The 22727-nt window shown below is 69.9% G+C and carries 32 protein-coding genes; 13 read left to right on the forward strand and 19 right to left on the reverse strand.

Annotation, left to right across the window (positions count from 1 at the left end; all coding sequences use genetic code 11):
* Positions 1–206 precede the first annotated feature (206 nt).
* The 10 genes from ACQP0P_RS19955 to ACQP0P_RS20000 all read right to left on the reverse strand — a co-directional run bounded on the left by ACQP0P_RS19955 (position 207) and on the right by ACQP0P_RS20000 (position 6902).
* A complete protein-coding gene (locus ACQP0P_RS19955) occupies positions 207–1244 on the reverse strand; it encodes a zinc-dependent dehydrogenase (RefSeq protein WP_433378987.1) in 1038 nt (345 codons plus the stop codon).
* Complete coding sequence (locus ACQP0P_RS19960; RefSeq protein WP_433378990.1) at positions 1241–1714, reverse strand: PTS sugar transporter subunit IIA; 474 nt, start codon at positions 1712–1714, stop codon at positions 1241–1243. The genes ACQP0P_RS19955 and ACQP0P_RS19960 overlap by 4 nt, the downstream gene beginning before the upstream one ends.
* Complete coding sequence (locus tag ACQP0P_RS19965; protein WP_433378993.1) at positions 1707–2015, reverse strand: PTS lactose transporter subunit IIB; 309 nt, start codon at positions 2013–2015, stop codon at positions 1707–1709. The genes ACQP0P_RS19960 and ACQP0P_RS19965 overlap by 8 nt, the downstream gene beginning before the upstream one ends.
* A gap of 3 nt (positions 2016–2018) precedes the next feature.
* Entirely contained in the window at positions 2019–3125 is a 1107-nt protein-coding gene (gene mtlA / locus ACQP0P_RS19970) for a mannitol-specific PTS transporter subunit IIC (RefSeq protein WP_433378996.1), read from the reverse strand.
* A gap of 67 nt (positions 3126–3192) precedes the next feature.
* Positions 3193–4122, reverse strand: a complete 930-nt coding sequence (locus ACQP0P_RS19975) for a 1-phosphofructokinase family hexose kinase (protein ID WP_433378999.1) — start codon at positions 4120–4122, stop codon at positions 3193–3195.
* A gap of 26 nt (positions 4123–4148) precedes the next feature.
* Positions 4149–4910: a DeoR/GlpR family DNA-binding transcription regulator gene (locus tag ACQP0P_RS19980; RefSeq protein ID WP_433379002.1), complete on the reverse strand. Its 762-nt coding sequence runs from the start codon at positions 4908–4910 to the stop codon at positions 4149–4151.
* Positions 4911–5121: 211 nt separating this feature from the next.
* Complete coding sequence (locus ACQP0P_RS19985; protein ID WP_433379005.1) at positions 5122–5664, reverse strand: RNA 2'-phosphotransferase; 543 nt, start codon at positions 5662–5664, stop codon at positions 5122–5124.
* Positions 5665–5743: 79 nt separating this feature from the next.
* Positions 5744–6187: a type II toxin-antitoxin system PemK/MazF family toxin gene (locus tag ACQP0P_RS19990; protein WP_433379008.1), complete on the reverse strand. Its 444-nt coding sequence runs from the start codon at positions 6185–6187 to the stop codon at positions 5744–5746.
* A 136-nt stretch (positions 6188–6323) separates the two neighbouring features.
* Positions 6324–6521 (reverse strand): DUF5302 domain-containing protein, encoded by a 198-nt coding sequence (locus tag ACQP0P_RS19995; RefSeq protein WP_343960976.1) that lies wholly within the window; start codon positions 6519–6521, stop codon positions 6324–6326.
* Between the two features lie 198 nt (positions 6522–6719).
* Positions 6720–6902: a hypothetical protein gene (locus ACQP0P_RS20000; protein WP_350927369.1), complete on the reverse strand. Its 183-nt coding sequence runs from the start codon at positions 6900–6902 to the stop codon at positions 6720–6722.
* Positions 6903–6990: 88 nt separating this feature from the next.
* Here ACQP0P_RS20000 and ACQP0P_RS20005 point away from each other — a divergent pair, with 88 nt between their 5' ends.
* Positions 6991–7428, forward strand: coding sequence for a MarR family winged helix-turn-helix transcriptional regulator (locus ACQP0P_RS20005; protein WP_433379012.1), 438 nt, complete (start codon positions 6991–6993; stop codon positions 7426–7428).
* Between the two features lie 64 nt (positions 7429–7492).
* Positions 7493–7678, forward strand: a complete 186-nt coding sequence (locus tag ACQP0P_RS20010) for an HGxxPAAW family protein (protein ID WP_433379015.1) — start codon at positions 7493–7495, stop codon at positions 7676–7678.
* On the opposite strand, the gene ACQP0P_RS20015 is transcribed toward ACQP0P_RS20010, so the two are convergent.
* From ACQP0P_RS20015 to ACQP0P_RS20025, 3 genes are all read right to left on the reverse strand, one after another.
* Complete coding sequence (locus ACQP0P_RS20015) at positions 7679–8023, reverse strand: anti-sigma factor antagonist (protein ID WP_433379018.1); 345 nt, start codon at positions 8021–8023, stop codon at positions 7679–7681.
* 82 nt (positions 8024–8105) lie between these two features.
* The gene (locus ACQP0P_RS20020; protein WP_433379021.1) at positions 8106–8777 is read right to left on the reverse strand and encodes a response regulator; all 672 of its coding nucleotides are present in this window, start codon (positions 8775–8777) and stop codon (positions 8106–8108) included.
* Positions 8777–10432: a sensor histidine kinase gene (locus ACQP0P_RS20025; RefSeq protein WP_433379024.1), complete on the reverse strand. Its 1656-nt coding sequence runs from the start codon at positions 10430–10432 to the stop codon at positions 8777–8779. Before ACQP0P_RS20025 ends, ACQP0P_RS20020 begins: the two co-directional genes overlap by 1 nt.
* Before the next feature lie 89 nt (positions 10433–10521).
* Here ACQP0P_RS20025 and ACQP0P_RS20030 point away from each other — a divergent pair, with 89 nt between their 5' ends.
* The gene (locus ACQP0P_RS20030; protein WP_433379028.1) at positions 10522–11916 is read left to right on the forward strand and encodes a cation:dicarboxylate symporter family transporter; all 1395 of its coding nucleotides are present in this window, start codon (positions 10522–10524) and stop codon (positions 11914–11916) included.
* Between the two features lie 261 nt (positions 11917–12177).
* A complete protein-coding gene (locus ACQP0P_RS20035; RefSeq protein ID WP_433379031.1) occupies positions 12178–13020 on the forward strand; it encodes an amidohydrolase family protein in 843 nt (280 codons plus the stop codon).
* Between the two features lie 106 nt (positions 13021–13126).
* Here ACQP0P_RS20035 and ACQP0P_RS20040 read toward each other — a convergent pair whose 3' ends face one another.
* Both ACQP0P_RS20040 and ACQP0P_RS20045 read right to left on the reverse strand, forming a co-directional pair.
* Positions 13127–13675, reverse strand: coding sequence for a Clp protease N-terminal domain-containing protein (locus ACQP0P_RS20040; RefSeq protein WP_433379034.1), 549 nt, complete (start codon positions 13673–13675; stop codon positions 13127–13129).
* A gap of 2 nt (positions 13676–13677) precedes the next feature.
* Positions 13678–13905: a hypothetical protein gene (locus ACQP0P_RS20045; RefSeq protein ID WP_433379037.1), complete on the reverse strand. Its 228-nt coding sequence runs from the start codon at positions 13903–13905 to the stop codon at positions 13678–13680.
* Positions 13906–14004: 99 nt separating this feature from the next.
* Between ACQP0P_RS20045 and ACQP0P_RS20050 the strand changes: the two genes are divergently transcribed.
* Positions 14005–14367, forward strand: a complete 363-nt coding sequence (locus ACQP0P_RS20050; protein WP_433379040.1) for a DUF2203 domain-containing protein — start codon at positions 14005–14007, stop codon at positions 14365–14367.
* A 6-nt stretch (positions 14368–14373) separates the two neighbouring features.
* Here the strand turns inward: ACQP0P_RS20050 and ACQP0P_RS20055 are convergent, their stop codons facing one another.
* Positions 14374–14784 carry an organic hydroperoxide resistance protein gene (locus ACQP0P_RS20055; protein ID WP_433379043.1) on the reverse strand — a complete coding sequence of 137 codons (411 nt, stop codon included), beginning with the start codon at positions 14782–14784 and terminating at the stop codon, positions 14374–14376.
* A gap of 86 nt (positions 14785–14870) precedes the next feature.
* Here ACQP0P_RS20055 and ACQP0P_RS20060 point away from each other — a divergent pair, with 86 nt between their 5' ends.
* Together ACQP0P_RS20060 and ACQP0P_RS20065 are read left to right on the forward strand one after the other, a co-directional pair.
* Positions 14871–15296: a MarR family winged helix-turn-helix transcriptional regulator gene (locus ACQP0P_RS20060; protein ID WP_350957749.1), complete on the forward strand. Its 426-nt coding sequence runs from the start codon at positions 14871–14873 to the stop codon at positions 15294–15296.
* Positions 15293–15655, forward strand: coding sequence for an MmcQ/YjbR family DNA-binding protein (locus tag ACQP0P_RS20065; protein WP_433379046.1), 363 nt, complete (start codon positions 15293–15295; stop codon positions 15653–15655). Before ACQP0P_RS20060 ends, ACQP0P_RS20065 begins: the two co-directional genes overlap by 4 nt.
* Here ACQP0P_RS20065 and ACQP0P_RS20070 read toward each other — a convergent pair.
* Positions 15639–16568 carry a hypothetical protein gene (locus tag ACQP0P_RS20070; protein ID WP_433379048.1) on the reverse strand — a complete coding sequence of 310 codons (930 nt, stop codon included), beginning with the start codon at positions 16566–16568 and terminating at the stop codon, positions 15639–15641. The genes ACQP0P_RS20065 and ACQP0P_RS20070 overlap by 17 nt on opposite strands.
* Positions 16569–16787: 219 nt before the next feature.
* On the opposite strand from ACQP0P_RS20070, the gene ACQP0P_RS20075 reads away from it, so the two are divergent.
* Genes ACQP0P_RS20075 through ACQP0P_RS20085 form a run of 3 tightly spaced genes read left to right on the forward strand, consistent with a single transcriptional unit; the run spans position 16788 to position 18240 of the window.
* A complete protein-coding gene (locus ACQP0P_RS20075) occupies positions 16788–17741 on the forward strand; it encodes an LLM class flavin-dependent oxidoreductase (protein WP_433379051.1) in 954 nt (317 codons plus the stop codon).
* 38 nt (positions 17742–17779) lie between these two features.
* A complete protein-coding gene (locus tag ACQP0P_RS20080; protein WP_433379054.1) occupies positions 17780–17950 on the forward strand; it encodes a hypothetical protein in 171 nt (56 codons plus the stop codon).
* A complete protein-coding gene (locus tag ACQP0P_RS20085; protein ID WP_433379057.1) occupies positions 17947–18240 on the forward strand; it encodes a hypothetical protein in 294 nt (97 codons plus the stop codon). Before ACQP0P_RS20080 ends, ACQP0P_RS20085 begins: the two co-directional genes overlap by 4 nt.
* Before the next feature lie 63 nt (positions 18241–18303).
* Here the strand turns inward: ACQP0P_RS20085 and ACQP0P_RS20090 are convergent, their stop codons facing one another.
* On the reverse strand, positions 18304–19461 hold the full coding sequence (locus ACQP0P_RS20090; protein ID WP_433379060.1) for a cation:proton antiporter: 1158 nt from the start codon (positions 19459–19461) through the stop codon (positions 18304–18306).
* Positions 19462–19469: 8 nt separating this feature from the next.
* Entirely contained in the window at positions 19470–19952 is a 483-nt protein-coding gene (locus ACQP0P_RS20095; protein WP_355551681.1) for a cation:proton antiporter regulatory subunit, read from the reverse strand.
* 167 nt (positions 19953–20119) lie between these two features.
* Between ACQP0P_RS20095 and ACQP0P_RS20100 the strand changes: the two genes are divergently transcribed.
* Genes ACQP0P_RS20100 through ACQP0P_RS20110 form a run of 3 tightly spaced genes read left to right on the forward strand, consistent with a single transcriptional unit; the run spans position 20120 to position 22478 of the window.
* Entirely contained in the window at positions 20120–20947 is an 828-nt protein-coding gene (locus tag ACQP0P_RS20100; protein ID WP_433379064.1) for an ABC transporter permease, read from the forward strand.
* Positions 20920–21687, forward strand: a complete 768-nt coding sequence (locus ACQP0P_RS20105) for an ABC transporter ATP-binding protein (protein ID WP_433379067.1) — start codon at positions 20920–20922, stop codon at positions 21685–21687. The genes ACQP0P_RS20100 and ACQP0P_RS20105 overlap by 28 nt, the downstream gene beginning before the upstream one ends.
* On the forward strand, positions 21684–22478 hold the full coding sequence (locus tag ACQP0P_RS20110) for an ABC transporter substrate-binding protein (RefSeq protein ID WP_433379070.1): 795 nt from the start codon (positions 21684–21686) through the stop codon (positions 22476–22478). Before ACQP0P_RS20105 ends, ACQP0P_RS20110 begins: the two co-directional genes overlap by 4 nt.
* Positions 22479–22727: the final 249 nt, after the last annotated feature.

Genomic DNA, 22727 nt, shown 5'->3' on the forward strand with positions numbered 1-22727 from the left:
GTTCTCCTTCTGCGCGTTCTGCGAATGGTGTGAGCTTGCCCCGGCCCTCCCGCCGGATCCGGCGGGAGGCGGGCGAGGCGCCCCGGTGCGGGGCGACGGGCCTTGCGGAGGTTCCCCGGCACGGTCTTTCGCTCCGGTCCGGCCCGAAGGCCCGAAGGCCCGAAGGCCCGAAGCCCCGAAGTTCCGAAGTTCCGGGGCCGGGGGCGTCAGGGTTCGATGGTGACCTTGATGGCCTCACCCCTGCTGACGATGTCGATCCCCTCCAGCACCTCGGCGAGAGGAAGACGATGCGTGATCAGGTCCGAGACCGGAACCGCTCCCTCGGCGATCAACCGAAGCGCCCGCGCGTTGTGCGCGGGACTGGACCCGTTCGCACCCACGATCGTCAACTCCCGGTAATGCACCAGGTTGGAATCACAACGAATGATCGGATCATCCTTGGGCAGACCACCAAAGAAACTGACCCGCCCCTGACGAGCCGCCATCCGCAACGCCTGCTCCTGAGCCGCCCCGGAAGCAGCCGCGGTGATCACGACATCGGCCCCCCTGCCCTCGGTCAGCTTGAGCACCTGCTCGACCACGTCCTGACCATGCACCACCGCGTCAGGGTGAACCAGCCCGGCCGCCATCTCCAACCGCTCGGCGTTGATATCGACCAGGAACACCCGGGCCGCGCCGCGCGAGCGGGCCAGCCGCACGTGCAGGCAGCCGATCGGACCCGACCCCATGATCACCACATCGTCGCCGGCACCCACCCGCGCCAGCTCCTGACCGTTGAGCACACACGCCAGCGGCTCGGCCGCCGAGGCCTCGGCGAAACCCACCCCCTCGGGGATACGGTTGAGGCCGTCGACCGCGAGCACCTTGGCCGGGACGATCATGTACTCGGCGAACCCGCCGTCGTAGTGATAGCCCATCGACTCCTGGTTCGGGCACACCGTCATCCGGCCCCGGCGACACTCCACGCAGGTCCCGCACGGGATCGCGGCGATCACCTGCACCCGATCACCCACAGCCCAGCCGCCGCTCACGCCCTGACCGACCTCGGCGATCTGGCCGGCGATCTCATGCCCCATGACCCTGGGCGGCCTGATGTGATGATGACCATGCTTGGAGATCTTCACATCCGTGCCACACGTCGAGCAGTTACGCACACCTATCTTGATCTCACCGGCCCCGGTGACGGGCTCGGGCGCCTCCTCGACACGGATGTCACCAGGGGCATGGAAACGAGCGACCTTCACTGTGCTTCGTCCTCTTCGTTGGGTTGCAGCAACCGGACCACCTCGGCGACCTGCGTCGCCTCACGAAGAGCCCGGGCCTGCTCGGGATCCATCAGGATCTGGGCGAGTTCGGCCAGCAGCCGCACATGACCATCCCCCCTGGCCGCGATACCGATACACACCGTGACCTGCTCGCCGTCCCAGTCCACGCCATCGGGAAAACGCAGCACACAGATCGCGTCATGACGAACGGCGTCCTTGGCGGCCAGGGTGCCGTGCGGGATGGCGACCCCCTCACCGACGTAGGTGGAGATCGAGCGCTCCCGCTCCAGCATCGCGCCGATATAGGCGCCTTCCACCGCGCCGACGGCGAGCAGCGCCTGCCCGCACTGGCCAATCGCGTCGTCTCGGCCGGTGGCCGAGGCCGCCAGCCGGATCGCGCGCGGGTCCAGCGGCAGCGGCAGCAGCGGCGGCGGCGGCGTCTCAGCCATCGACGGTGCCGCCGTTCTTGATCGTGTTGACCAGTCTGGTCACCGCCGGGTCCCCGATGAAGACCTGAAAGGAGATCAGGACCTTGTCCGGGGCGCCGACCCTGGCCCGGCCGGCCAGGCCGGCATGGCACACCACCACGTCGGCATCGGCCGGGATGGAGTTGACCGGGGTGTGCTCGACCTGCACGTTATGGCTCTTGAGCTGCTTGCGCAGCTGGGAGGCCAGCATCACGCTGCTGCCCATCCCCGCGTCACACGCCACGATGACCTTGTGGATGTCCTTGCTGTCGATACTCGGCACCGCTCAGGCCTCCTGGGTCTGCGCGGAGGCCCCTTGCGGAGCCTCCTGACCGTCGCCGTCGTCCTTGCCCCGGCCAAATCCCAGCAGCGCCGAGGCCACCACGAAGGACACCGCGGTCGCGGCGAAGATCCCGGCCAGCACCCCGAACCAGCCACCCTTGGGCGTCACCGCCAGATAGGCGAAGATACTGCCCGGCGAGGCCGCCGAGACCAGCCCGGCACCGGTCATGATGAACACCAGGATGCCGGTGGCGCCACCGGCGATGACCGCCAGGATCAGCCGGGGCTTCATCAGCACATACGGGAAGTAGATCTCGTGGATCCCGCCGAAGAAGTGAATGATGATCGCCGCCGGGGCACTGGGACGCAGCGCCCGCGGCCCGAAGAACAGATAGGCCAGCAACAACCCGAGCCCGGGACCGGGGTTGGACTCCAGCATGAACAGGATCGACTTACCGAACTGGGTCACCTCGTTGGCGCCCAGCGGGGTCAACACCCCATGGTTGATGGCGTTGTTGAGGAACAACACCTTGGCCGGCTCGATCAGGATCGAGGCCAGCGGCAAAAGGTTGGACTCCACCAGCCAGCCCACCGCCTCACCGGCCGCGCTGGTCACCGCCGAGACGATCGGGCCCACACCCCACACGCCCAGCAGCGCCATCGCGCCACCGGCGATACCGGCGGTGAAGTTGTCCACCAGCATCTCAAAGCCGGCCTTGGTGCGCTCGGAGGTGAAACCGTCGATCAGCTTCAGCAGGAACGCCGCCAGCGGACCCATGATCATCGCGCCGAGGAACATCGGGTTCTCCGCGCCGACCACGACGCCCATGGTGGCCACCGCGCCGACCACCGCGCCGCGCTGACCATGGACCATCCGCCCGCCGGTATAACCGATCAAGACCGGCAGCAGCGTCGTGATCATCGGCCCGACCAGGGCCGCCAGACTCTCGTTCGGCAACCAGCCGGTGGGAATGAACAGCGCGGTGATCAGACCCCAGGCGATGAACGCCCCGATGTTCGGCATGATCATCCCGGCGAGATACCCGCCGAAACGCTGGATCTTGGCTCGGACCCCGCTTCCGGTGACGGTGGGGGTGTAATCGGTGCTCACGTGGTGTTGCTCCTTCCGGGGAGGCCGGCCGATCAGCCGGCCAAAGGGGGGTGGATCCGCGCCGCTGTCAGCCCCCGGACCGCAGCGACAAGGTGGGATCGGCGCCGATGACACGCACGTCATCACGCCGAATGTCATCAGAGGCGGGCATCCGGCTACCCGGCAGCCCGACCGCGGCACTCGCCCAGGCCAGCGCCTCGACCAGCGCGCCCTCACCTCGGGCGCCGCCGGCCAAAAACCCCGCCAGCATGGCGTCACCGGCACCGACCGAACTACGCGGCTCGGCCACCGCGCACCGCCCGTACCAGACCCGCTCGCCCTGCAGCAGGATCGCGCCATCGGCGCCCAGACTGGCCAAGACCGTGCCCGCGCCACGGGCCCGCAGACTCTCCGCGGCCTTGATCGCATCGCCCAGACAGGAGATGACCATCCCGGTGGCCTCGCTCAACTCCTCCCGGTTCGGTTTGACCAGCGCCGGCCCCTGAGCCAGCGCCGAGACCAAAGCCGGCCCGCTGGTATCGACCGCGACGTTGATCCCCGCACCGCTGAAACGCTCACACAACCGCGCATACACATCAACGGGCACCTGGGGCGGCAGGCTACCGGAGGCCACCACCCAATCCGCACCACCGCCCGCACCACCCGCACCGGCCGCGCCGAGCACGGCCTCGGCGATGGCCTCCAACTCGGCCGCCGACAACGCCGTCCCCGGCTCGTTGACCTTCGTCACCGTGCCATCGGGCTCGGCCAGCGCGACATTGGAACGCGTGGCCCCGGCCACCGGCACGGTGACCATCTCGATGCCCTCGGCTGAGAGCAGGCTCACCAACCGCCGCCCCTCATCCCCGCCGAAAGGCACCACCGCACACGAACGCACCCGGTTGGCCAGCAACGCCCGCGAGACATTGACCCCCTTACCACCGGGATCCAGATGAGTGGCCGCGGCACGGATCACCGCCCCACGCCGCAACGAGGAGACCTCGATCGTGCGATCCAAACTGGGATTAAGAGTCAAAGTCACGATCACGCCCGGATCACCTCGGGCCCGGCCGCGGCCATCTCGGCCGCCACCCCGGTATCGAGCCCCACATCACTGATCACCACATCGATCTCCTGCAACGCGGCGAAACGAGACAGATAGGTATTGGCGAACTTGGTGTGATCGGCCAGCAACACACACCGCTGCGCCGCGGTGACCATCGCCCGTTTGATCGCGGCCTCAGCCGGATCCGGCGTCGTCAGCCCCTTGGCCACCGAACAACCGTTGGCCGCCATGAACGCCACGTCCACATGCAGATCCGCCAACGGCCGCAGCGCCCAGTCATCAACCGTGGCCAGGGTCCGCCCCCGCACCCGCCCACCCAACATGAACACCGTCAAATTCGCGCGGGTGGCCAACGCGGCCGCCAACGGCGGCGAGTTCACGATCACCGTCAACTCCCGATCCACCGGCAACGCCTGCACCAAACGACCCGTCGTGGTGCCCGCGTCAATGATGATCGCGCCATCCTGCGGCAACTCGGCCAGCGCCGCCTTGGCGATACGCTCCTTCTCCACCGTCATCACCTCATCGCGGGCGGCCAGCTCGGGTTCGAACCCCAGCCGCTCGACCGGGATGGCGCCTCCGTGCACACGCCGCAGTACACCCGCGCGCTCCAGCGCGGTCAGGTCCCGGCGGATCGTCTCGGTGGTGACGGCGAACTCCTCCGAGAGCGTCACCACGTCCACCCGTCCGACGGTCCGCGCCCGGCGCAGGATCTCCTGTTGCCGTTCCTCGGCGTACATCTTGTTGGTTCACCGCCGTTTCAATGTTGTTTCAGCTTTATTTACACCCGAGTGTGTTGGAACGTCAACGGTTGGCTTCCGTCAGGCTGAGTTGAGCATGAAAAACCTAGGTGTTTACCTGGAGTGCGGGCACGCGTGGGCCGGAGGGGGCGGATGCCCGAGATTTTGGAGTGCGTTGGAAACGGTGCCCCTCGCCGAGGGCGAGGTCCCCTCAGCCGGGAAACGAGATGTGGGCGGACGGCACGTGGGCGGTCAGCCAGACGCCGTTGGCACTGATCTGGAACTCGTGACCCGCCCGGTGCATCTCACCTGAGCGAACGACCAGCACGACCGGCCTGCCCCGGCGCGCACCCACCCGGGTCGCGGTTTCCCGGTCGGAGGACAGGTGCACCGCGTGCCGGGCCATCGGCCGCAGGCCGTCCTGCCTGATGGCGGCCACCCGCGAGCCCACCGTTCCGTGGAACAGGACCTCGGGCGGCTCGACCGCGGGAAGGTCCAGGTCGACCTCGACCGTGTGGCCCTGGTTGGCGCGGATCCGGTCACCTTCTATGGTGAAGCGCCGTTTGTCGTTGCCCGCGACCACCTGCGCGAGCTCGTCGCGGGTGATCGCGAAGCCGTGCCGCGCGGCGGCGGCGAGCAGGGCGTCGATGTCCGCCCACCCCTGTGGGCCGAGGACCAGCCCGATGCGCTCGGGCTGGTGCCGGAGGTGCGCGGCGAGATACTTGGAGACTCGAACCAGTCGTCTGCTGTCCATGGGACAACAGGATGCTGAACCGCCCCGCCGCTTTCCAGCGGGTTCGCGCGGGGCGGTTCCCGGTCTCGGGGGGACGGCCTCAGCCGTCGGCGGCCCAGCCGTGGGTGCGCTTGAGCACGGCGGCCACGCGGGCGAAGCGCTCGGCGTCGAGGATGGAGCCCTCCCGCCGGATGTCGTTCTCGTTGAGGGTGAAGATCCGGTCAAGGCGCAGGTAGGAGGCGCGGTTCTCCCGGTCCCAGCGGCCGGGGCCGAGCTCCAGCCAGTCGCTCGGGTCGCCGCTGCCGCCTCGGCTGGACAGCATCAGCGCGAGCAGCTTGCGCCCGTGGCGGCCGACGACCAGCAGCGGCCGGTCCTTGCCACGGTTCGGGTCCTCCTCGTAGGGGACCCAGGCCCAGACGATCTCGCCGGGGTCGGCGAGCCCGTCGAGGTCGGGGGAGTAGTTCAGGGTCGCCGCCCGGTCGACACGGTAGACCTCGCTGACCGCGCCCCGAGCCGGTCGGGGGTCCTCGCCAAGATCACGCACAGGCACAGCCTATTGCAGGCGCACGGTGCCCTTCAAAGGGGGGCGGTTCCGTGGGCGGGTGGGTGCCGCCCGCTGGCCGGACGCCAGCGGGGCGGCGGTCGGTCCGGGGCATCCGGACCCGGTTCGGATACGCGGCTCAGCCACCGCTCTTGCGGCGGAAGGAGCGCTTGGCCGCAGCCGGGCCGTGAGCACCGTGGATCTTCGAGGCGTTCTTCCCCTTGCCCCCGGCGTTCGCGTCCGCCTGGGCGAGCTTCTTGCGCTCCAGGGCCTCGCGGAACTTGCGCTTCAGTTCGTCGTCGGAACTCTCAGGCTCCTCCGGCGTGACGTCAGACATGCAGACCTCCTGATCTGGCCGATCCGGCTGATCCGGGCGGACGGTCCCACCCTGGCCAGCCGGACCTCATCCTCTCATGTTTCGAACATGGGTCCGGCTGGCTGGAACGCGTCCGGGTCTGACCGCGAGGGCCGGTCGCCGACGGTGCCTTTGGCGGCGGCCGGGACGTGAGGTGACACGGGAGGGCGGGCACTCCCTCTAGTTCAGGTCCATGGCCATCAGCAGCAGCAGTCCGGCGAGGTGGCCGACGACCACGAAGACGATCACGAAGACGAAGACGAACTTCGCCGGGCCGTGCTCGAAGTGCCGGCCCTCCTTGAGCGCGGGGCGCGCGGCCTGGCGCTCGGCGATCCGCTCCTCGATCGACTTGCTGTGAAACATGGGGATCCTTTGCTCGCCGATGCTTGGGGCGATAATAGTTTGTGTATTAATTATCGTACTATGTCGGGTGGAGGTGTGCGTGAGTGACATGACTGATCCCCTGAGCCTGGAGAGCCAGGTGTGCTTCGCGCTGGCGGTCGCCTCGCGCAACGTCATCGGGGTCTACCGGCCGCTGCTGGAGCCGATGGGGCTGACCCACCCCCAGTATCTGGTCATGCTCGCACTCTGGGAGCAGGCGCCGCTGTCGGTCAAGGAGCTGAGCAAGCTACTGAGACTCGACCCCGGTACGCTGTCCCCGCTGCTGAAGCGTCTCGAGGCCGTTGGCTACATCCGGAGGCAGCGTGACGGCCAGGACCAGCGTGTCCTGGCAGTCTCGCTCACGCCGGAGGGCCGAGGGCTGCGGGACGAGGCGGAGAAGGTTCCGCCGGCGATCGTCAGGCGTCTGGGAATGAACCTGGAGGAGCTCCAGGAGCTCCACCGGTCGCTGAACCGGGTGATCGCCGCGGTGGACGGCGCGCATCACTGATTCATGTGGAGAGGAAAGGCTCATGGCTGGAAGCCACGGAGGAAGTCCGAAGTCTTGGCTTGCGGTGATCATCATTCTGCTGGGGTTCACCGTGGGAGGCGTGGCCCTGTGCCTCGGCCCCAACTGGATGTTCTTCTGGATCGGGGCCGGGATCGTCGCGATCGGCGGAGTGGTCGCCCTGGCGGTCGACATCTTCTCGGATGTCATCATCGACGCCCCCCGGGTGCCGCTGGACAACGGCAACAGCTGATCAGGCCTCCTGCAGCGCCTCCTCGACAGAGGTGAAGACCTCGAAGGAGGGGCGCAGGCCGGTGATGGCGAGGATGCGCTCCAGGGTGCCGTGCACGCCGACGAGCGCCAGACGGACACCCAGAGCGCGACTTCGCTGGAGCGCCAGGATCAGCTCCGCGACCCCGGTGGAGTCGCAGAAGGTGAGCCCCGTGACATCGGCCACGATCAGGGAAGGCGCTTCGACCTCCCAGGCCTTCTCCATCTCCAGGCGGAAGACGGGGGCGTGCCGGTAGTCGAGCTCTCCGAGCACCTGGACGACGAACACCGTCCCGAGCAGCCTCGATGAGGTGGTGAAAAAGGTCATGGCCGGCTCCTTCGCCCGCGGGTGACAGGGCGGGCTGCCCTTTTTCCTACCAGGTCCGGCGCCGCGGTGCTTCCGGAGGGCGTCAAACGACCCGGTAGAGCAGCTCGGGCCGGCCGACCCCACCGTACTGGGGAACCCGGCGGGTGATTCCGCTCTCCGTCAGGTGCTCCAGATAACGGCGGGCGGTCACCCGGGAGACGCCGATCGCCGCCCCGGTGGTCTGGGCCGACCGGCCGCCGGGGGATTTGCGCAGCTCCGCCAGCACGGCGTCGAGAGTGGCCTGGGTCATCCCCTTGGGCAGGAGGCTCTGCGCCGGGCCCCGCAGCGCCGCCAGCGTGCGGTCCACCTCACCCTGGCCACTGGCCTCTCCCAGGCCCTCCACCGACGAGCGGAACTCCGCGTAGTGGGTGAGCTTCTCCTTGAGCGAGGCGAAGGTGAACGGCTTGAGCAGATACTGGGCCACGCCGACGGAGACCGCGGACCTGACCACCGACAGGTCCCGTGCCGAGGTGACCGCTATGACGTCCGACATCACGCCCGCCGCCCGCAGCGTCCGGCACACCTCAAGACCGTGCATGTCGGGCAGGTAGAGGTCGAGCAGGATCAGATCGACCGGGTGGCGCCGCAGGAAGCGCAGCGCCTCCCCGCCGGACCTGGCCACCCCCGCCACCCGGAAGCCGGGCACCCGCTCCACGAAGACCCGGTTCGCCTCGGCGGTGATCTCCTCGTCCTCGACCACCAGTACCGAGATCATCACACTTCCTTTCCGCGCAGCGGCAGCCGTACGGTGAACACCGCGCCCGTCTCGCTCTCCGGGACGGTATGGGCCGCCCCCGTCGCATGGGGCACCCGCACCGGGTGACCGGCCTCGACGGTCCCGCCGACCTCGACGGTTCCGCCCAGGCGGCGGACCGCCTGGCCGACCATGGCCAGCCCGAGGCCACGGCCGTCGCCCTTGGTGGTCCATCCCCTGCGGAAGGCTTCGCCCGCCGTCGCGGGGTCGAGCCCCGGGCCGCTGTCGGCCACGCTGATCACGAAGGCCGTCTCGTCGGCGCGCAGCCGCACCTCCACCCGGGCGGGCCGGGTTCCCGCCATGGCCGCTTCGGCCGCGTTGTCTATCAGGTTGCCGACGATCGTCACCAGATCGCGGGTGTCCAGGCCGAGGTCGTCGAGCTCGCTGTCCGCGGCGATCGCCAGCTCCACCCCCCGTTCCCCGGCCTCGGCGCTCTTGCCCAGCAGCAGCGCGGCGAGCACGGGTTCGCGTACGGCGCCCACCACCCGGTCGGTGAGCTGCTGTGCGGCCCTGATCTCCGCGGTCGCGAACGCCACGGCCTGCTCGGCGCGGCCCAGTTCGACGAGGGTGATGACCGTGTGAAGCCGGTTGGCCGACTCGTGCGCGGCGGCCCGCAGGGAGTCGGCGAAGCCTCGCTCGGCGTCCAGTTGCCCGGCCAGGGACTGCAGTTCGGTGTGGTCGCGGAGGGTGACCACGGTGCCGAGCGAGCGGTTGCCGGAGCGGACCACCGCCGCGTTCACCACCAGCGTCCGCTCCCCGGTCATATGGATCTCGTCGGTGCGGTTCTCGGCCGTCGAGAGCCGCTCGCCCAGTGCGGAGGGAAGGCCCAGCTCGGTGACGTGCCGTCCGTTCACCTCGCCGGCGAGGCCCAGGAGCTCCCTGGCGCCGTCGTTGCAGAGCGTCACCCTGCCCGCGTCGTCGACGAGCAGCAGTCCCTCCCGTACGGCGTGCAGGATCGCGTCGTGGTACTCGTACATCCGGCTCAGCTCGGTGGGGCCCATGCCGTGGGTCTGGCGGCGTAGCCGGGCCCCGACCAGGTAGGTGCCCGCCCCACCGAGGGACAGGCCGAGCAGGCCGATCAGCGCGGCGCCGGCGATCTGGCCGCGGAGCCTGACGCTGATCTTGTTGATCGTGATGCCCGCGCTGACCAGGGCCCTCACCCGGCCGCGGTCGTCACGGACCGGGGCGACGGCGCGGACCGAGGGGCCGAGCGTGCCGGTGTAGGTCTCGGTGAAGGTCTGCCCGGCCAGGGCGGGCGCGGTGTTGCCGAGGAAGCGGTGGCCGATCTGGGCCGGGTTGGGATGCGTGTAGCGCACGCCGTCCAGGCTCATGATCGTGATGAAGTCGACCCCGGTCTCCCGCCTCACCCGTTCCGCGTACGGCTGCAGGACCGTCGAGTCGCCCAGGGAGGCGAGGACGGAGGGGGAGTCGGCCACGCTGACCGTCACCGCCCTGGCGGTGCCGACGGCCTCCTCGACGAGCAGGTCGCGCATCTGCAGGAAGGCGAGCAGCGCGCCACCGGTCACGGTGACGCCCACGACGACGATCTGCAGCGCCAGCATCTGCCTGGCCAGACTCCAGCCGCGCACCTGTTTGGAAAGCTCCCGCAAGTTCACGAACGAAATGTACGCAATGGTGACTTAGATCACAGCGCCGGCGGATAGTCGCTCGACCGGATTTTTCTTCTACCACGGTGGAGACACGCATGAGCGCGGCCCGAGACCGAACACACTACCTGTACATAGCCGTGATCGCCGCAGTGATCGCCGGCGTCACGGTCGGGCTCGTCGCTCCCGATCTCGGCAAGGAGCTGAAGCCACTCGGCACCGCCTTCGTCGGCCTGATCAAGATGATGATCAGCCCGATCATCTTCTGCACCATCGTGCTCGGCGTCGGATCCGTCACCAAGGCCGCCAAGGTCGGCAAGGTCGGCGGTCTCGCACTCGGCTACTTTCTCGCCATGTCGACGGTCGCGCTGGGCATCGGCCTGATCGTGGGCAACCTGATCGACCCCGGGCAGGGCCTCGCGCTCACCGACGAGCTCCGCAAGGCCGCCGAGGCCGAGGCGGCCAAGGGCGGTGAGAGCGACACGGTGACGTTCCTGCTCGGAATCATCCCCACCACGCTGGTGTCGGCGTTCACCGAGGGTGAGGTGCTGCAGACCCTTCTCGTCGCGTTGCTCGCCGGGTTCGCCCTGCAGGCGATGGGCGAGCGCGGCAGGCCCGTGCTGAACGGCATCACGCACATCCAGCGGCTCGTCTTCCGGATCCTCGCCATGATCATGTGGGCCGCCCCCGTCGGTGCCTTCGGCGCGATGGCCGCGGTCGTCGGCGCCACCGGCGTGGACGCGCTCAAGAGCCTCGGCGTCATCATGCTCGCCTTCTACGTGACCTGCCTGCTCTTCGTGTTCGTCATCCTCGGTCCGATGCTCTGGCTGGTGGCGCGGGTCGGCCTGTTCTCGCTCCTGCGCTACCTGGGCAGGGAGTTCCTGCTGATCCTGTCGACCTCGTCGTCGGAGTCGGCGCTGCCGCGGCTGATCGCCAAGATGGAGCACCTCGGCGTGAGCAGGCCGGTCGTCGGGATCACCGTGCCGACCGGCTACTCCTTCAACCTGGACGGCACCGCCATCTACCTCACCATGGCCACGCTGTTCGTCGCGAGCGCCACCGGCGCGCCGCTCGCCTTCGGCGAGCAGGTCTCCCTGCTGGTCTTCATGATGATCGCGTCGAAGGGCGCCGCCGGGGTCACCGGCGCCGGCCTGGCCACCCTCGCCGGGGGCCTGCAGTCCCACCGCCCCGACCTGGTCGACGGCGTCGGTCTCATCGTCGGCATCGACCGCTTCATGTCCGAGGCACGGGCGCTGACCAACTTCGCGGGCAACGCGGTCGCCACGGTCCTGGTCGGCACCTGGACCGGGGAGTTCGACCGGGAGCGCGCGGCCGAGGTGCTGGCGGGGAGGGTCCCGTTCGACGAGACGACCCTCCTGGACGACGACGACGATGACGACGACGATGACGACGACGATGACGGCGACGATGACGGCGACGACACCCCGCCGCCCGCCGCGCGCTCGGACGACCCGGTGATGTCACCGGCATAGCGGGAGACCGGGCGGCGGGGGTGCGAGCCGGTGCCGGACACTCGTCTCGGGGGAGCGAGTGTCCGGCACCGGCCCGTATCAGTTCGTCTCGCCGCCCAACGAGATCACCGCCCTGCTATTCCTCGACCCGGACGAGATCACCCTGGAGTTCGTACAGCCACCGCCCCGCTGACGAACTCCCCGGGTCCAGCGGCGTTGACACCCCCGTTGGAGCGTCCTAGCTTGTGCAAACTCAAACGATTGATCGGAAAGGAGCGGTGGATGGCCGTCATCGATGCCCACCAGCACTTCTGGAACCTGGAGACGGGTTCCTACGCCTGGTTGACGCCGGAGGCGGGGCCGATCCACCGCACCTTCGCCCCCGAAGAGCTCCTCGGGCAGCTCGCCACCGCAGGTGTGGAGCGGACCGTGCTGGTCCAGGCCGCCGACACCTACGCCGACACCGACGCGATGCTGGCGCAGGCGGACGCCCATGACTTCATCGCCGCCGTGGTGGGCTGGGTTCCGCTGAACCGGCCGGACGAGGCCGCCGAGGCGCTGAAGCGCTATGGACGGCACCCGAGGTTCGCCGGGGTCAGGCATCTCATCCACGACGATCCCGACCCCGACTGGGTGATCCAGGACTCGGTGGTCGAGGGGCTGGGCCTCCTCGCGGCTGCGGGGCTGCCGTTCGACGTGGTCGCGGTGCTGCCCAGGCACCTGGAGCACGTGCCGGTCCTCGCCGAGCGTGTCCCCGGGCTGCGGCTGGTCATCGACCACCTGGCCAAGCCGCCGATCAGGGAGAAGGGCTGGGAGCCGTGGGCGTCGCTGATCGCCCGAGCCGCCGAGCATCCCAATGTGCACGCCAAGGTGTCCGGCCTCAACACCGCCGCCGACGCCGAGACCTGGACCGCCGAGGACCTCCGCCCCTACGTCGACCACGCGATCGAGGCGTTCGGCCCCGACCGGCTGATGTTCGGCAGTGACTGGCCGGTGGCCGTCCTCGCCGGAGACTACGCCAAGGTGTGGCGGGAGACGGGCGTGCTGCTCGCGGACCTTGGCGAGAACGACCGCGCGGCCGTACTCGGAGGCACGGCCGCGCGCTTCTACGGGATCGAGGTCTGACCGCGCTGGATCTGCTCACCCCGATCGCGGCCGCCGCCGACCTGACCTGACCTGACCGTCCCGGCGGGACACCGGCTCTTGTTCGGGCCTGGGCGTCCGGGAGCGCTCAGGCCGACCGGTGCAGGAAGCCGATGCTCGCGGCGAGACCGCGGAGGTCGACGCCGAGGCGGTGCAGGATGGAGACCGAGGCGTTCGAGCCGTCGGCCAGCAGGCCCTTGAGCAGGTCCTCCCCGGTCACCCCGGGGTGGCCGCCGGTGCTGACGGCGACCTCGACGACCTTCCTCGCCCTCGCGGTGAGGGGCAGGTCTCCGGCCGGGCCGCTGAGCACCACGTTCAGCGGGCGCAGCCGGGAGCGCGACAGCCGCCACGCCAGAGGGTCGTCCCGCCGGGAGGGCAGGCGCCGCCTGATCTCGTCCAGGTCGACGCCGATGGCGGCCAGCAGTTCGCGGTCGCCCGCCAGGCCCCGTGCCGCCTCGCGCTCCCCGATCTCCGTGCGGACCGCCTCCGGGGTGACACCGAAACCCGCAGCCGGCCATGACTCCGCCAGGGCGAGCAGGAGCATGTCCTCGTCGAGCGTGGTGCGGCCGTGGTCGAGTGCCAGCAGCCCGGCCCGGACCGTGGTCCGCCGGGCCTCGGGGGTGAACCTCGCGAACATTGTCAGCTCCCGCCGTCGATGATCCGGTGTGCGTGCTTGCGGTGCGCCGTCTGCCGCCTGACGCCGAGCGCCGCGGCGATGGCCTCCCAGGACGAGCCCCGGGTCCTGGCCTCGATGACGTGCGCCGCCTCCAGCTCCTCCAGGAGCCTGCGCAGCGCCGCCACGGCCGCCAGTGCCGCCACCGGGTCCTTGCCGTCGACGGCCTCGGAGAACTCGCTCAGCGATCCCATGGTGTCAGCATAAGCTGACGGATTCATTTTTGTCAGCTTATGCTGACGGAATTCCCGGCCCCCTGCACGCCTCGGGCGGGGACGCGCTAGCGTGCAGGGGTGGATGGGATCTTCACCGTCGAGGAGGCGCGGGCGCTCATGCCCGCGCTGCTGGAGCGGGCCGCCGCGTTCGTGACGATGCGGGGAGAACTGGCCGAGCTCGCGTACGAGCTCCGCAGCACCGGCACCTCGGAAGCCGGCGGGCTGGCCGAGGCGAAGGCGTACGAGGCCAGGCTGGAGGAGATCCTCGGCTGGTTCGAGGAGCGGGGCGTCGAGGTCAAGGGCGTCGCGCCCTTGCTCGTCGACTTCCCCTCGGTGCTCGACGGGGTTTCGGTGCGGTTGTGCTGGCTCGAAGGAGACCGCGACCTGGCCTGGTACCACCGCGACGAGCTGGGCTTCGCCGGTCGCCGGCCCCTTCCCTGATCGCGGTTACTCGATCACCAGGTTGACCGGGATGTTGCCGCGGGTCGCGTTGGAGTAGGGGCAGACCTGGTGGGCGGCCTCCACGAGGGCGGTGCCGGTCTCGCCGTGCAGTTCGTCGGGCAGCTCGACGCGCAGCGTCACCCCGAGCGCGAAGCCCCTGCCCTCCGGGTGGAGGCTCACCTCGGCGGTCACCGACGCCTCGGAGACGTCGGCCTGCTCCCTCCGGCCGACCAGCTGGAGCGCGCCGGCGAAGCAGGCGGCGTAGCCGGCCGCGAACAGCTGCTCGGGATTGGTGCCCTCGCCGGAGCCGCCCATCTCCCACGGCGGCGCGAGGGTCACGTCGAGGCGCTTGTCGGACGAGACCGCCCGGCCTTCCCTGCCGTTGGCGGTGGCGATGGCGGTGTAGAGCGTACTCATCAGGATCCCCTTCTCGGTTTTGGACAACTTAATTGTGTGCAATTTAGTTGGTAACAGTCAAGTTCGGTATAATCGGGATCGTGAAGATCTCCGTCGAGAACCTCGTCTGTTTCGACGTGCACGCGGCCTCGCGGGCGCTGGACGCGGTCTACCGCAGGGTGCTGCGCGAGCTGGGCCTCACCTACCCGCAGTACCTGGTGATGACGGTGCTCTGGGAGCGCGGGCCGGTGACGGTCAAGGAGCTCGGCCTCACCTTGCGGCTCGACTCGGGCACCCTGTCGCCGCTGCTGAAGAGGCTGGAGGCGGCGGGCCTGGTGGGCCGCGAACGCAGCGCCTCCGACGAGCGCTCCGTGCTGGTACGGCCCACGCCTGAGGGCGTCGAGCTGGGGGAGCGGGCGTGCGACGTCCCCGGCCGGATCTTCGAGGCCGCCGGGCTCGCGCCCTCGGAGGTTCTCGACCTGCAACGGACTCTGCGCCGGGTCATCGCCTCCCTCGACGAGTCGTCACGATGATCACGGCCGACGACGTGCGCCGCGTCGCCATGGCGTTGCCCAGGACCGAGGAGAGGGTCGTCAGGGACCGGGTGACGTTCCGGGTGGGCCGGATCGTCTACGCCGCGATCTCGCCCGACGAGACCTCGATGGGATTCGCCTTCCCCAAGGAGGAGCGGGCCGCGCTGATCGCGTCCGCGCCGGAGACGTTCCAGATGCCCCGGCCCTCCGACGAGCGTTACAACTGGGTGCGGGTCCGGCTCGCGGCGATCGACGCGACCGAGCTGCGCGAGCTGGTCGAGGACGCCTGGCGGATGGTCGTGCCCAAGCGGGTCGCGGCCGCCCACTTCGGGGAGCCGGTGGTCAGGAGGTCCCGCTGAGATGGACCTCCCGGGCCAGCTTTGTCGTCTGGCCGGTGGAGCGCTGCCAGGTGGCCCCGGCCGGGTGGGCGGTCAGCAGGACCATGATCCAGCGCTCCCCGGGGCCGACGAGGCCGGTGCTGTGCAGTACGGGACGGTCCAGGTCGGGCACGGGCCCGGCCCCGGTGGGTGCCGCCGTGGTGACCCCGCTCGGTGCGGCGGCGCCCAGGGCCACCGTAGCCGGAGAGGCGGAGGTGAAGGCGGCGGAGGCGGTGCGGGCGGCGGGGGAGGTCGCCGGGCGGCAGCGGACCGGGGGTGTGGAGCCGTACCCCGACCAGCCCTGCTTGACCGCCCACGGCCCGCGCACCCCGCGGGGGATGCCGAAGTACTGGTCGAAGCCGTCGGAGCCGCACTGCCCGGCCCTGCGCAGGTGGCCCAGGATCAGAGCGCTGACCTTGGGGTCGGCCCGGTCGAGCAGGTAGCGGTAGGTCTTGACGACGTCCATCGCGCTGAGCGAGGTGTAGCCCCAGAAGCCTGGTTTGTCGGCCGGTGGGGGAGCGGTGTCGGTGAGTTGTAGCTTGCGCGCCATCCGCTGGATGATCCTTCCCTGACCGCCTCTGCTCCAGAAGGAGGTCGCGGCGGCGTCGTCGCTGACCCGCAGCATGACCTTGAGCAGCGCCAGGTCCTTCGTGGAGACGCCGCTGTGCGACTCCAGATGGTCGATCGCGATGAGGATCTTCACCACCGACGCCGACCGGAACCTCCGATGCGCGTTGCGGTACTCGGTCACCTTCGTGGTCTGCCGGTCGAAGACCACGTAACCGGCGGTCACCCCGGCCGGGACATGCGGCTTGCCGGGGGCGGTGGCGGAGGCCGGAGTGGTGGCCGCCAGGAGGGGGAGGGCGGTCGCGAGGACCGTCAGCAAACGCGTCACGGGACAAATGCCTACCAGATCCCGGCGGCGGCGGCAGGAAGGCGACCTCTGGGAGGGGTGCTCCGGGGGTGTTCCGCGAAGGTCCGCGCCATGGAGATCTACTCCGAGCCAGGGCTTCCGGAAGCGTGCCTCGGGACACGCCGGGCCTGCCGGTCGACCTCTCGCGATACAACCAACTAAACATGTAGAGATTACGGGTTTTAATGTTACCGTCGTTGTATGTCGGCAGTTCCCCTGCATCTCGCCGTCGCTCTCGACGGCGCCGGATGGCATCCCGCGGCCTGGCGTGACCCCGCCGCCTCCCCGAAAGCCCTGTTCACCGCCGCCTACTGGGCCCAACTGGTGGCCGAAGCCGAGCACGGCCTGCTCGACTTCGTGACCATCGAGGACTCCCTCGCCCTGCAGACCACTCTTCTGGACGGCCACGACGGCCGTGTCGACCAGGTGCGCGGCCGGCTCGACGCCGTCCTGGTGGCCTCCAGGATCGCCCCCCTGACCAGCCGGATCGGGCTGGTGCCCACGGCGACCACCACGCACACCGAGCCCTTCCACGTCGCGAGCTCCATCGCCACCCTCGACTACGCCAGCACCGGGCGGGCCGGATGGCGCGCCCAGATCTCCGGGCGCCGCACCGAGGCGGCCCACTTCGGCCGCCGGGAGGTTCCCGAGCTCCGCCCCGAGGACCTCGGTGACCTCGACAAGGCGGGCGTCGTGCGGGAGTTGTTCGCCGACGCCGCCGACGCCGTCGAGGCCGTGCGGCGCCTCTGGGACAGCTGGGAGGACGACGCGGTCATCCGCGACGTGGCCACCGGCCGGTTCGTCGACCGGGACAGACTCCACCACGTCGCCTTCGAGGGGACGAGTTTCACGGTCAAGGGGCCCTCCATCGTGCCGAGGCCGCCCCAGGGGCAGCCGCTGGTCACCGCGCTGGCCCACTCCCGGCTCCCGTACGAGTTCGCCGCGCGCGGCGCCGACGTCGTCTACGTCACGCCACACGACAGTGAGCAGGCGCGGGCCATCGTGCGCGAGGTACGTGAGATCTCCGGGCAGGTGCGCGATCCGGCCGCGGCGGAGCTGAGGATATTCGCGGACCTCGTCGTCCTCCTCGACGACGACGCGAGGGGCGCCCGCGAGCGCAAGGCACGGCTCGACGAGATCGACGGCGCCACGTAGGCTCGCCCGCACGCGTCGCCGAGGAGATCGACGAGTTCGTGCAGAGCGACGCCGCCGACGGCTTCATCCTGGTGCCGCACCTCATCCCCGGCGGCCTGGACGACTTCGTCGACAAGGTCGTCCCGCTGCTGCAGGAGCGCGGAGTCCTCCGCGCGGAGTACGAGACCACCACGCTACGCGGCCACCTGGGGCTGGAGGAGCACCGTTGAAATTCCTCGCCATCACCCTCATCGTGCACGGCCCCAACCCCATCACCGGTGAGCTCAAGTCGACCAACGCGCGCCTGCGCGAGGTGGTCGAGAACGCCGCCCCGGCCGTGCTCATCGCCCTGGTGGCCGCCGCGACCAGCGCGATCAGGGTCGGCTCGGGAGCCGTACAGCTCGGGCACCAGAATCGCGGCGCTGATCGCCGGCACCTACCGCTCCCCGGAGGGGTGGCCGCGCACGCGGTGCCCGGCGAGGGCGCGGACCTGCGGCTGTGGATCCTGGGCGGCAGGTAGGAGTGCCCGTGGGCCCGGCCACGTCCGTCGCCGCGGCCGGGCCCACGTGTCAGGTCGGGTGCGTCAGGCGCGTTTGGCGATGGCGGTGATGAAGGGCTGCATGATCCGGGCGGCCAGTGGGCCGAACGCGGCGAGGATGAGCACGTACGCGGCGGCCAGCGGCCCCAGGTCGGGGTGGACCCCGGCGGCCACCGCGAGACCGGCGATCACGATGTTGAACTCGCCCCGGGGGATGAGCGCGATTCCGGCACGGGCCTGTCCGGCTCTGGCGATGCCCGCCCGGTGGGCGGCGTAGGCGCCGGTGAGCAGCTTCGTGATCATGCTGATCACGGCGAGGAGCACGGCCAGCCCGGCAACCGGGAGGATCTTGGTCGGATCGGTCTGAAGGCCGAAGAAGACGAAGAACACCGCGGCGAACAGGTCGCGGATCGGGGTGAGCAGTTCCTGGGCGTCCTCGGCCAGCTCACCCGAGAGGGCGATGCCGACCAGGAAGGCGCCGACCGCGGCGGAGACCTGGAGCTGCTGGGCCACTCCGGCGACCAGCAGCGCGAGCCCGATCACCTTCAGCAGCAGCACCTCGGAGTTGGGGCTGGAGACGAACGCCTCGATGAACCTGCCGTAGCGGAGCGCGACCAGCAGCACGACGCTGACCGTGCCCAGTGCGATCGCCACGGCGATCGCCCCGCTGGCGAAGCTCAGCCCGGCCAGCACCGCGGTGAGGATCGGCAGGTAGACGGCCATCGTCAGGTCCTCGAAGACCAGCAGCGACAGCACCACCGGTGTCTCGCGGTTACCGATCCACCCCAGGTCGGACAGGACCTTGGCGGTGATGCCGGAGGAGGTGGCGTAGGTGACGCCGGCCATGGCGATGGCGGCCACCGGCCCCCAGCCCAGCAGCAGCGCGGTGATCGCGCCCGGCGCGGCGTTGAGCACCAGGTCGACCACGCCCGCGCGGGCGTTGCCCTTCAGGCTCGTCACCAGCTCGGAGGCGTTGTACTCCAGGCCGAGGGTGAGCAGCAGCAGGATGACGCCGAGCTCGGCGCCGACGGAGGTGAACTCCTCGCTGGTGGCCAGGGGCAGGATGCCGCCGGTGCCGAAGGCCAGTCCGGCGAGGAGGTACAGGGGGATGGGCGAGATGCCGACTTTAAGGGCCAGTGCGCCGAGGATGCCGAGCCCGAGAAGGACAGCACCGAGCTCAAGAAAGAGAACAGCAGTGTGCACCAGGTTTCCTACCCGCCGGACAGGATGTCGGAGACGGCGGAGGTGCTCTCCGGGCTGCCCACCACGACCACCACGTCGTTTCCGAGCAGCCCGAAATCAGGGGCGGGGCTGGCGAACACCTGGCCCTCGCGAACCACGGCCACGATGGAGGCGCCGGTGCGGGTGCGGACGCGCGCGTCACCCATCGGCCGGCCGGCGTACGGCGAACCGGGCACGATCGGCAGCTGCAGGCTGACCAGCCCCTCGACCTCGCTGTGCAGGGCGTTGAGGCGCTGTACGATGCGCGGGGCGCCGAGCAGTTCGGCGAGCGCGTCGGCCTCCTCGTCGTTCAGTTTTATGGTCTCGCATGCGCGGTCGGGATCATCCGGGTCGTATAGCACCAGGTCACGACGGCCCGTGCGGTGAGAGACGATTCCTATTCGCCTGCCTGACCGTGTTGTGAACTCGTGCCGCAGTCCTATACCTGGCAGTGCCGTCTGCTCGACCTCCACCGTGCCAGCTCCTTGCGTGTGTATGCCTGATTCTCTTGCCAGGAGAACCTACCAACTCGGGTTTTGTCGAGCGACGTCGAGCATAACAGGTATTACCGATTGGCTTTGTGGGTTATTTGGCTGAGGATGAGCGGGAACCGAGCCCCCAGCCACGAATGAGGTCTTCCGTGTCCGCTCCCGTCGCCGACGTCGGGCTGCCACAACGGGCCGTGCGAACGCGGTCACGCCTGCCCCTGCGCTCCGCCGCCTGGCAGCGCCTTGCCAGCCCCCTGGTGATCCTCGCCGTCTGGCAGGTCGCCAGCGCCACCGGACTTCTCCAGGAGCAACTCCTCGCCTCCCCCGTCAAGGTCCTCACCACCGCCGCCGGACTCGTCTCGGAGGGCGTCCTGCCCGAGGCGATCGCCGTCTCGCTCCAGCGGGCGGCGATCGGCTTCGCCCTCGGCGCGGTCGCCGGGATCGGCCTGGCCCTCGTCGCGGGGCTCAGCCGCGTGGGCGAGAACGCCGTCGACCCTCCGCTGCAGATGCTGCGGGCACTCCCGTTGTTCGGCCTGATCCCGCTCTTCATCCTCTGGTTCGGGATCGGCGAGACGCCCAAGGTGGCACTGGTCGCCCTCGGCGCGGCCTTCCCGCTCTACCTCAACACCTTCTCCGGGATCCGCGGCGTCGACGGCAGGCTCGCCGAGGTGGCCCGGGTGCTGCGGCTGAGCCGTACGGAGACCGTCACCCACATCGTCCTGCCGGGCGCGCTGGCCCAGACCCTCGTCGGCCTGCGGCAGAGCCTGGGCGTGGCCTGGCTGGCCCTGATCGTGGCCGAGCAGATCAACGCGGACGCCGGTCTGGGACACATGATCAACGATGCCCGGGAGTTCCTGCGCACCGACGTGATCGTCGTCGGCCTGATCGTCTACGCGATCCTCGGCCTGCTGACCGACGCGCTGGTGCGCCTGCTGGAAAGGAGGGCCCTGTCATGGCGACAGAGCTTCCTGTCACGTTGACCCCGTCGCGCACGGTGACCCCGCTCCGTGCGGCGGCCCCGGTGGCCGCGGTCAGGGGACTCATCCGGGCCTTCGGGGAGCGGCGGGTTCTCGACGGGGTCGACCTGGAGATCGGCCGTGGCGAGTTCGTCGCCCTGCTCGGCCGGAGCGGCTCGGGCAAGTCCACACTCCTGCGGGTGCTCGCGGGACTCGACCCCGGCGCCGAGGGCGAGGTCGAGGTCGGCGGTACCGCCGCCGTGGCCTTCCAGGAGCCCCGGCTGGTGCCGTGGAAGCGGGTCCTGGCCAACGTCGCACTTGGGCTGCGCGCCCCCGACCCGCGCGCCGCCGCGCTGGCCGCGCTGGAGGAGGTCGGTCTCGGCGCCCTGCGCGACGCCTGGCCGCTCACCCTGTCCGGCGGCGAGGCCCAGCGGGCCTCCCTGGCCAGGGCGCTGGTCCGCGAGCCCGGCCTGCTCCTGCTCGACGAGCCGTTCAGCGCCCTGGACGCGCTGACCCGCATCACCATCCACCGGCTCGTGCTCGACCTGTGGGCCCGGCACCGCCCCGGCATCCTGCTCGTCACCCACGACGTGGACGAGGCCATGCAGCTGGCCGATCGCGTCCTGGTGCTCGACGGGGGCGCCATCGCCCACGAGTCCAGGATCGAGCTGCCCCGCCCCCGCCACCGCGACCACCCCGAGCTCATCGCACTGCGCTCCACCCTGCTCAACAGGCTGGGCGTCACCCCGGAGGGAACCGTATGAAACGTCGTATCGCCGCGGTGATCGCCGCGGCTCTGTTCCTGCCCGTCACCGCCGCGTGCGGGGCCGGGGAGGAACAGGGCGTCCGCGCCGACGGCTCGGTCGACCTGTCCCGAGTGACGCTCCGCGTCGGCGACCAGAAGGGCACGGGCCTGCAGGCGCTGCTGACCGCGGCCGGCCAGCTCGACGACGTCGAGTACAAGGTCACCTGGTCACAGTTCACCTCGGGGCCACCGATCCTGGAGGCCATCAACGCCGGTTCGGTGGACTTCGGCGCGGTCGGCAACGCGCCGCCGGTCTTCGCGGCCGCCGCCGGGGCGAAGATCTCCGTCATCGCGGTCGCCGAGAAGGGCCTCGGCGGCCAGGCGGTCGTCGTCCCCGCCGACTCGCCCGTCAAGTCCCCCGCGGACCTGCGCGGCAAGCGCGTCGCGGTGGCCAAGGGCAGCTCCGCCAACTTTCACCTGCTGGCCGTGCTGAAGAAGGAGGGGCTGAGTTTCGCCGACATCCGGCCTCAGTACCTCCAGCCGCCGGACGCCCTGGCCGCGCTCTCCTCCGGCAGGATCGACGCCTGGGCCATCTGGGATCCCTACACCGCCCAGGCCGAGTCCCAGACCAAGGCGCGCATCCTGGTCGACGGCGAGGGCTACGCCAACGGCTTCGAGTTCCAGATCGCCGGAAGGGAGGCCCTCGCCGACCCGGCCCGCACGGTCGCGCTGGGCGACTGGGTGGCGCGCATCCGCAGGGCTCATCGGTGGGCCAACGAGCACCCGGACGAGTGTACGACTATCGTTTAGCCATATAGCTCTGACCTGGTGAGGTACAGCCCCGCCGACTGAGGTGGTTGGTGAGGGGGCTGCCGGGGGACAGTTAACGACTGACCGGGGGTTGGTCGCCGTCGTACTCTTATCGCCGTCCGGCTGGGAATATCGGCGTTGTATGGTCTGCTGATGGTCGCCGCCGCGATTGTCGTGAAGCCATATAGCCGAAAGGGTGAGTGGACGATTCCGGCCACGGTCCGGGAGCGTCGCGCCACCTGCGAGGGG

The sequence above is a fragment of the Streptosporangium sp. CA-115845 genome (genome assembly GCF_050943795.1).
Lineage (GTDB): Bacteria > Actinomycetota > Actinomycetes > Streptosporangiales > Streptosporangiaceae > Streptosporangium.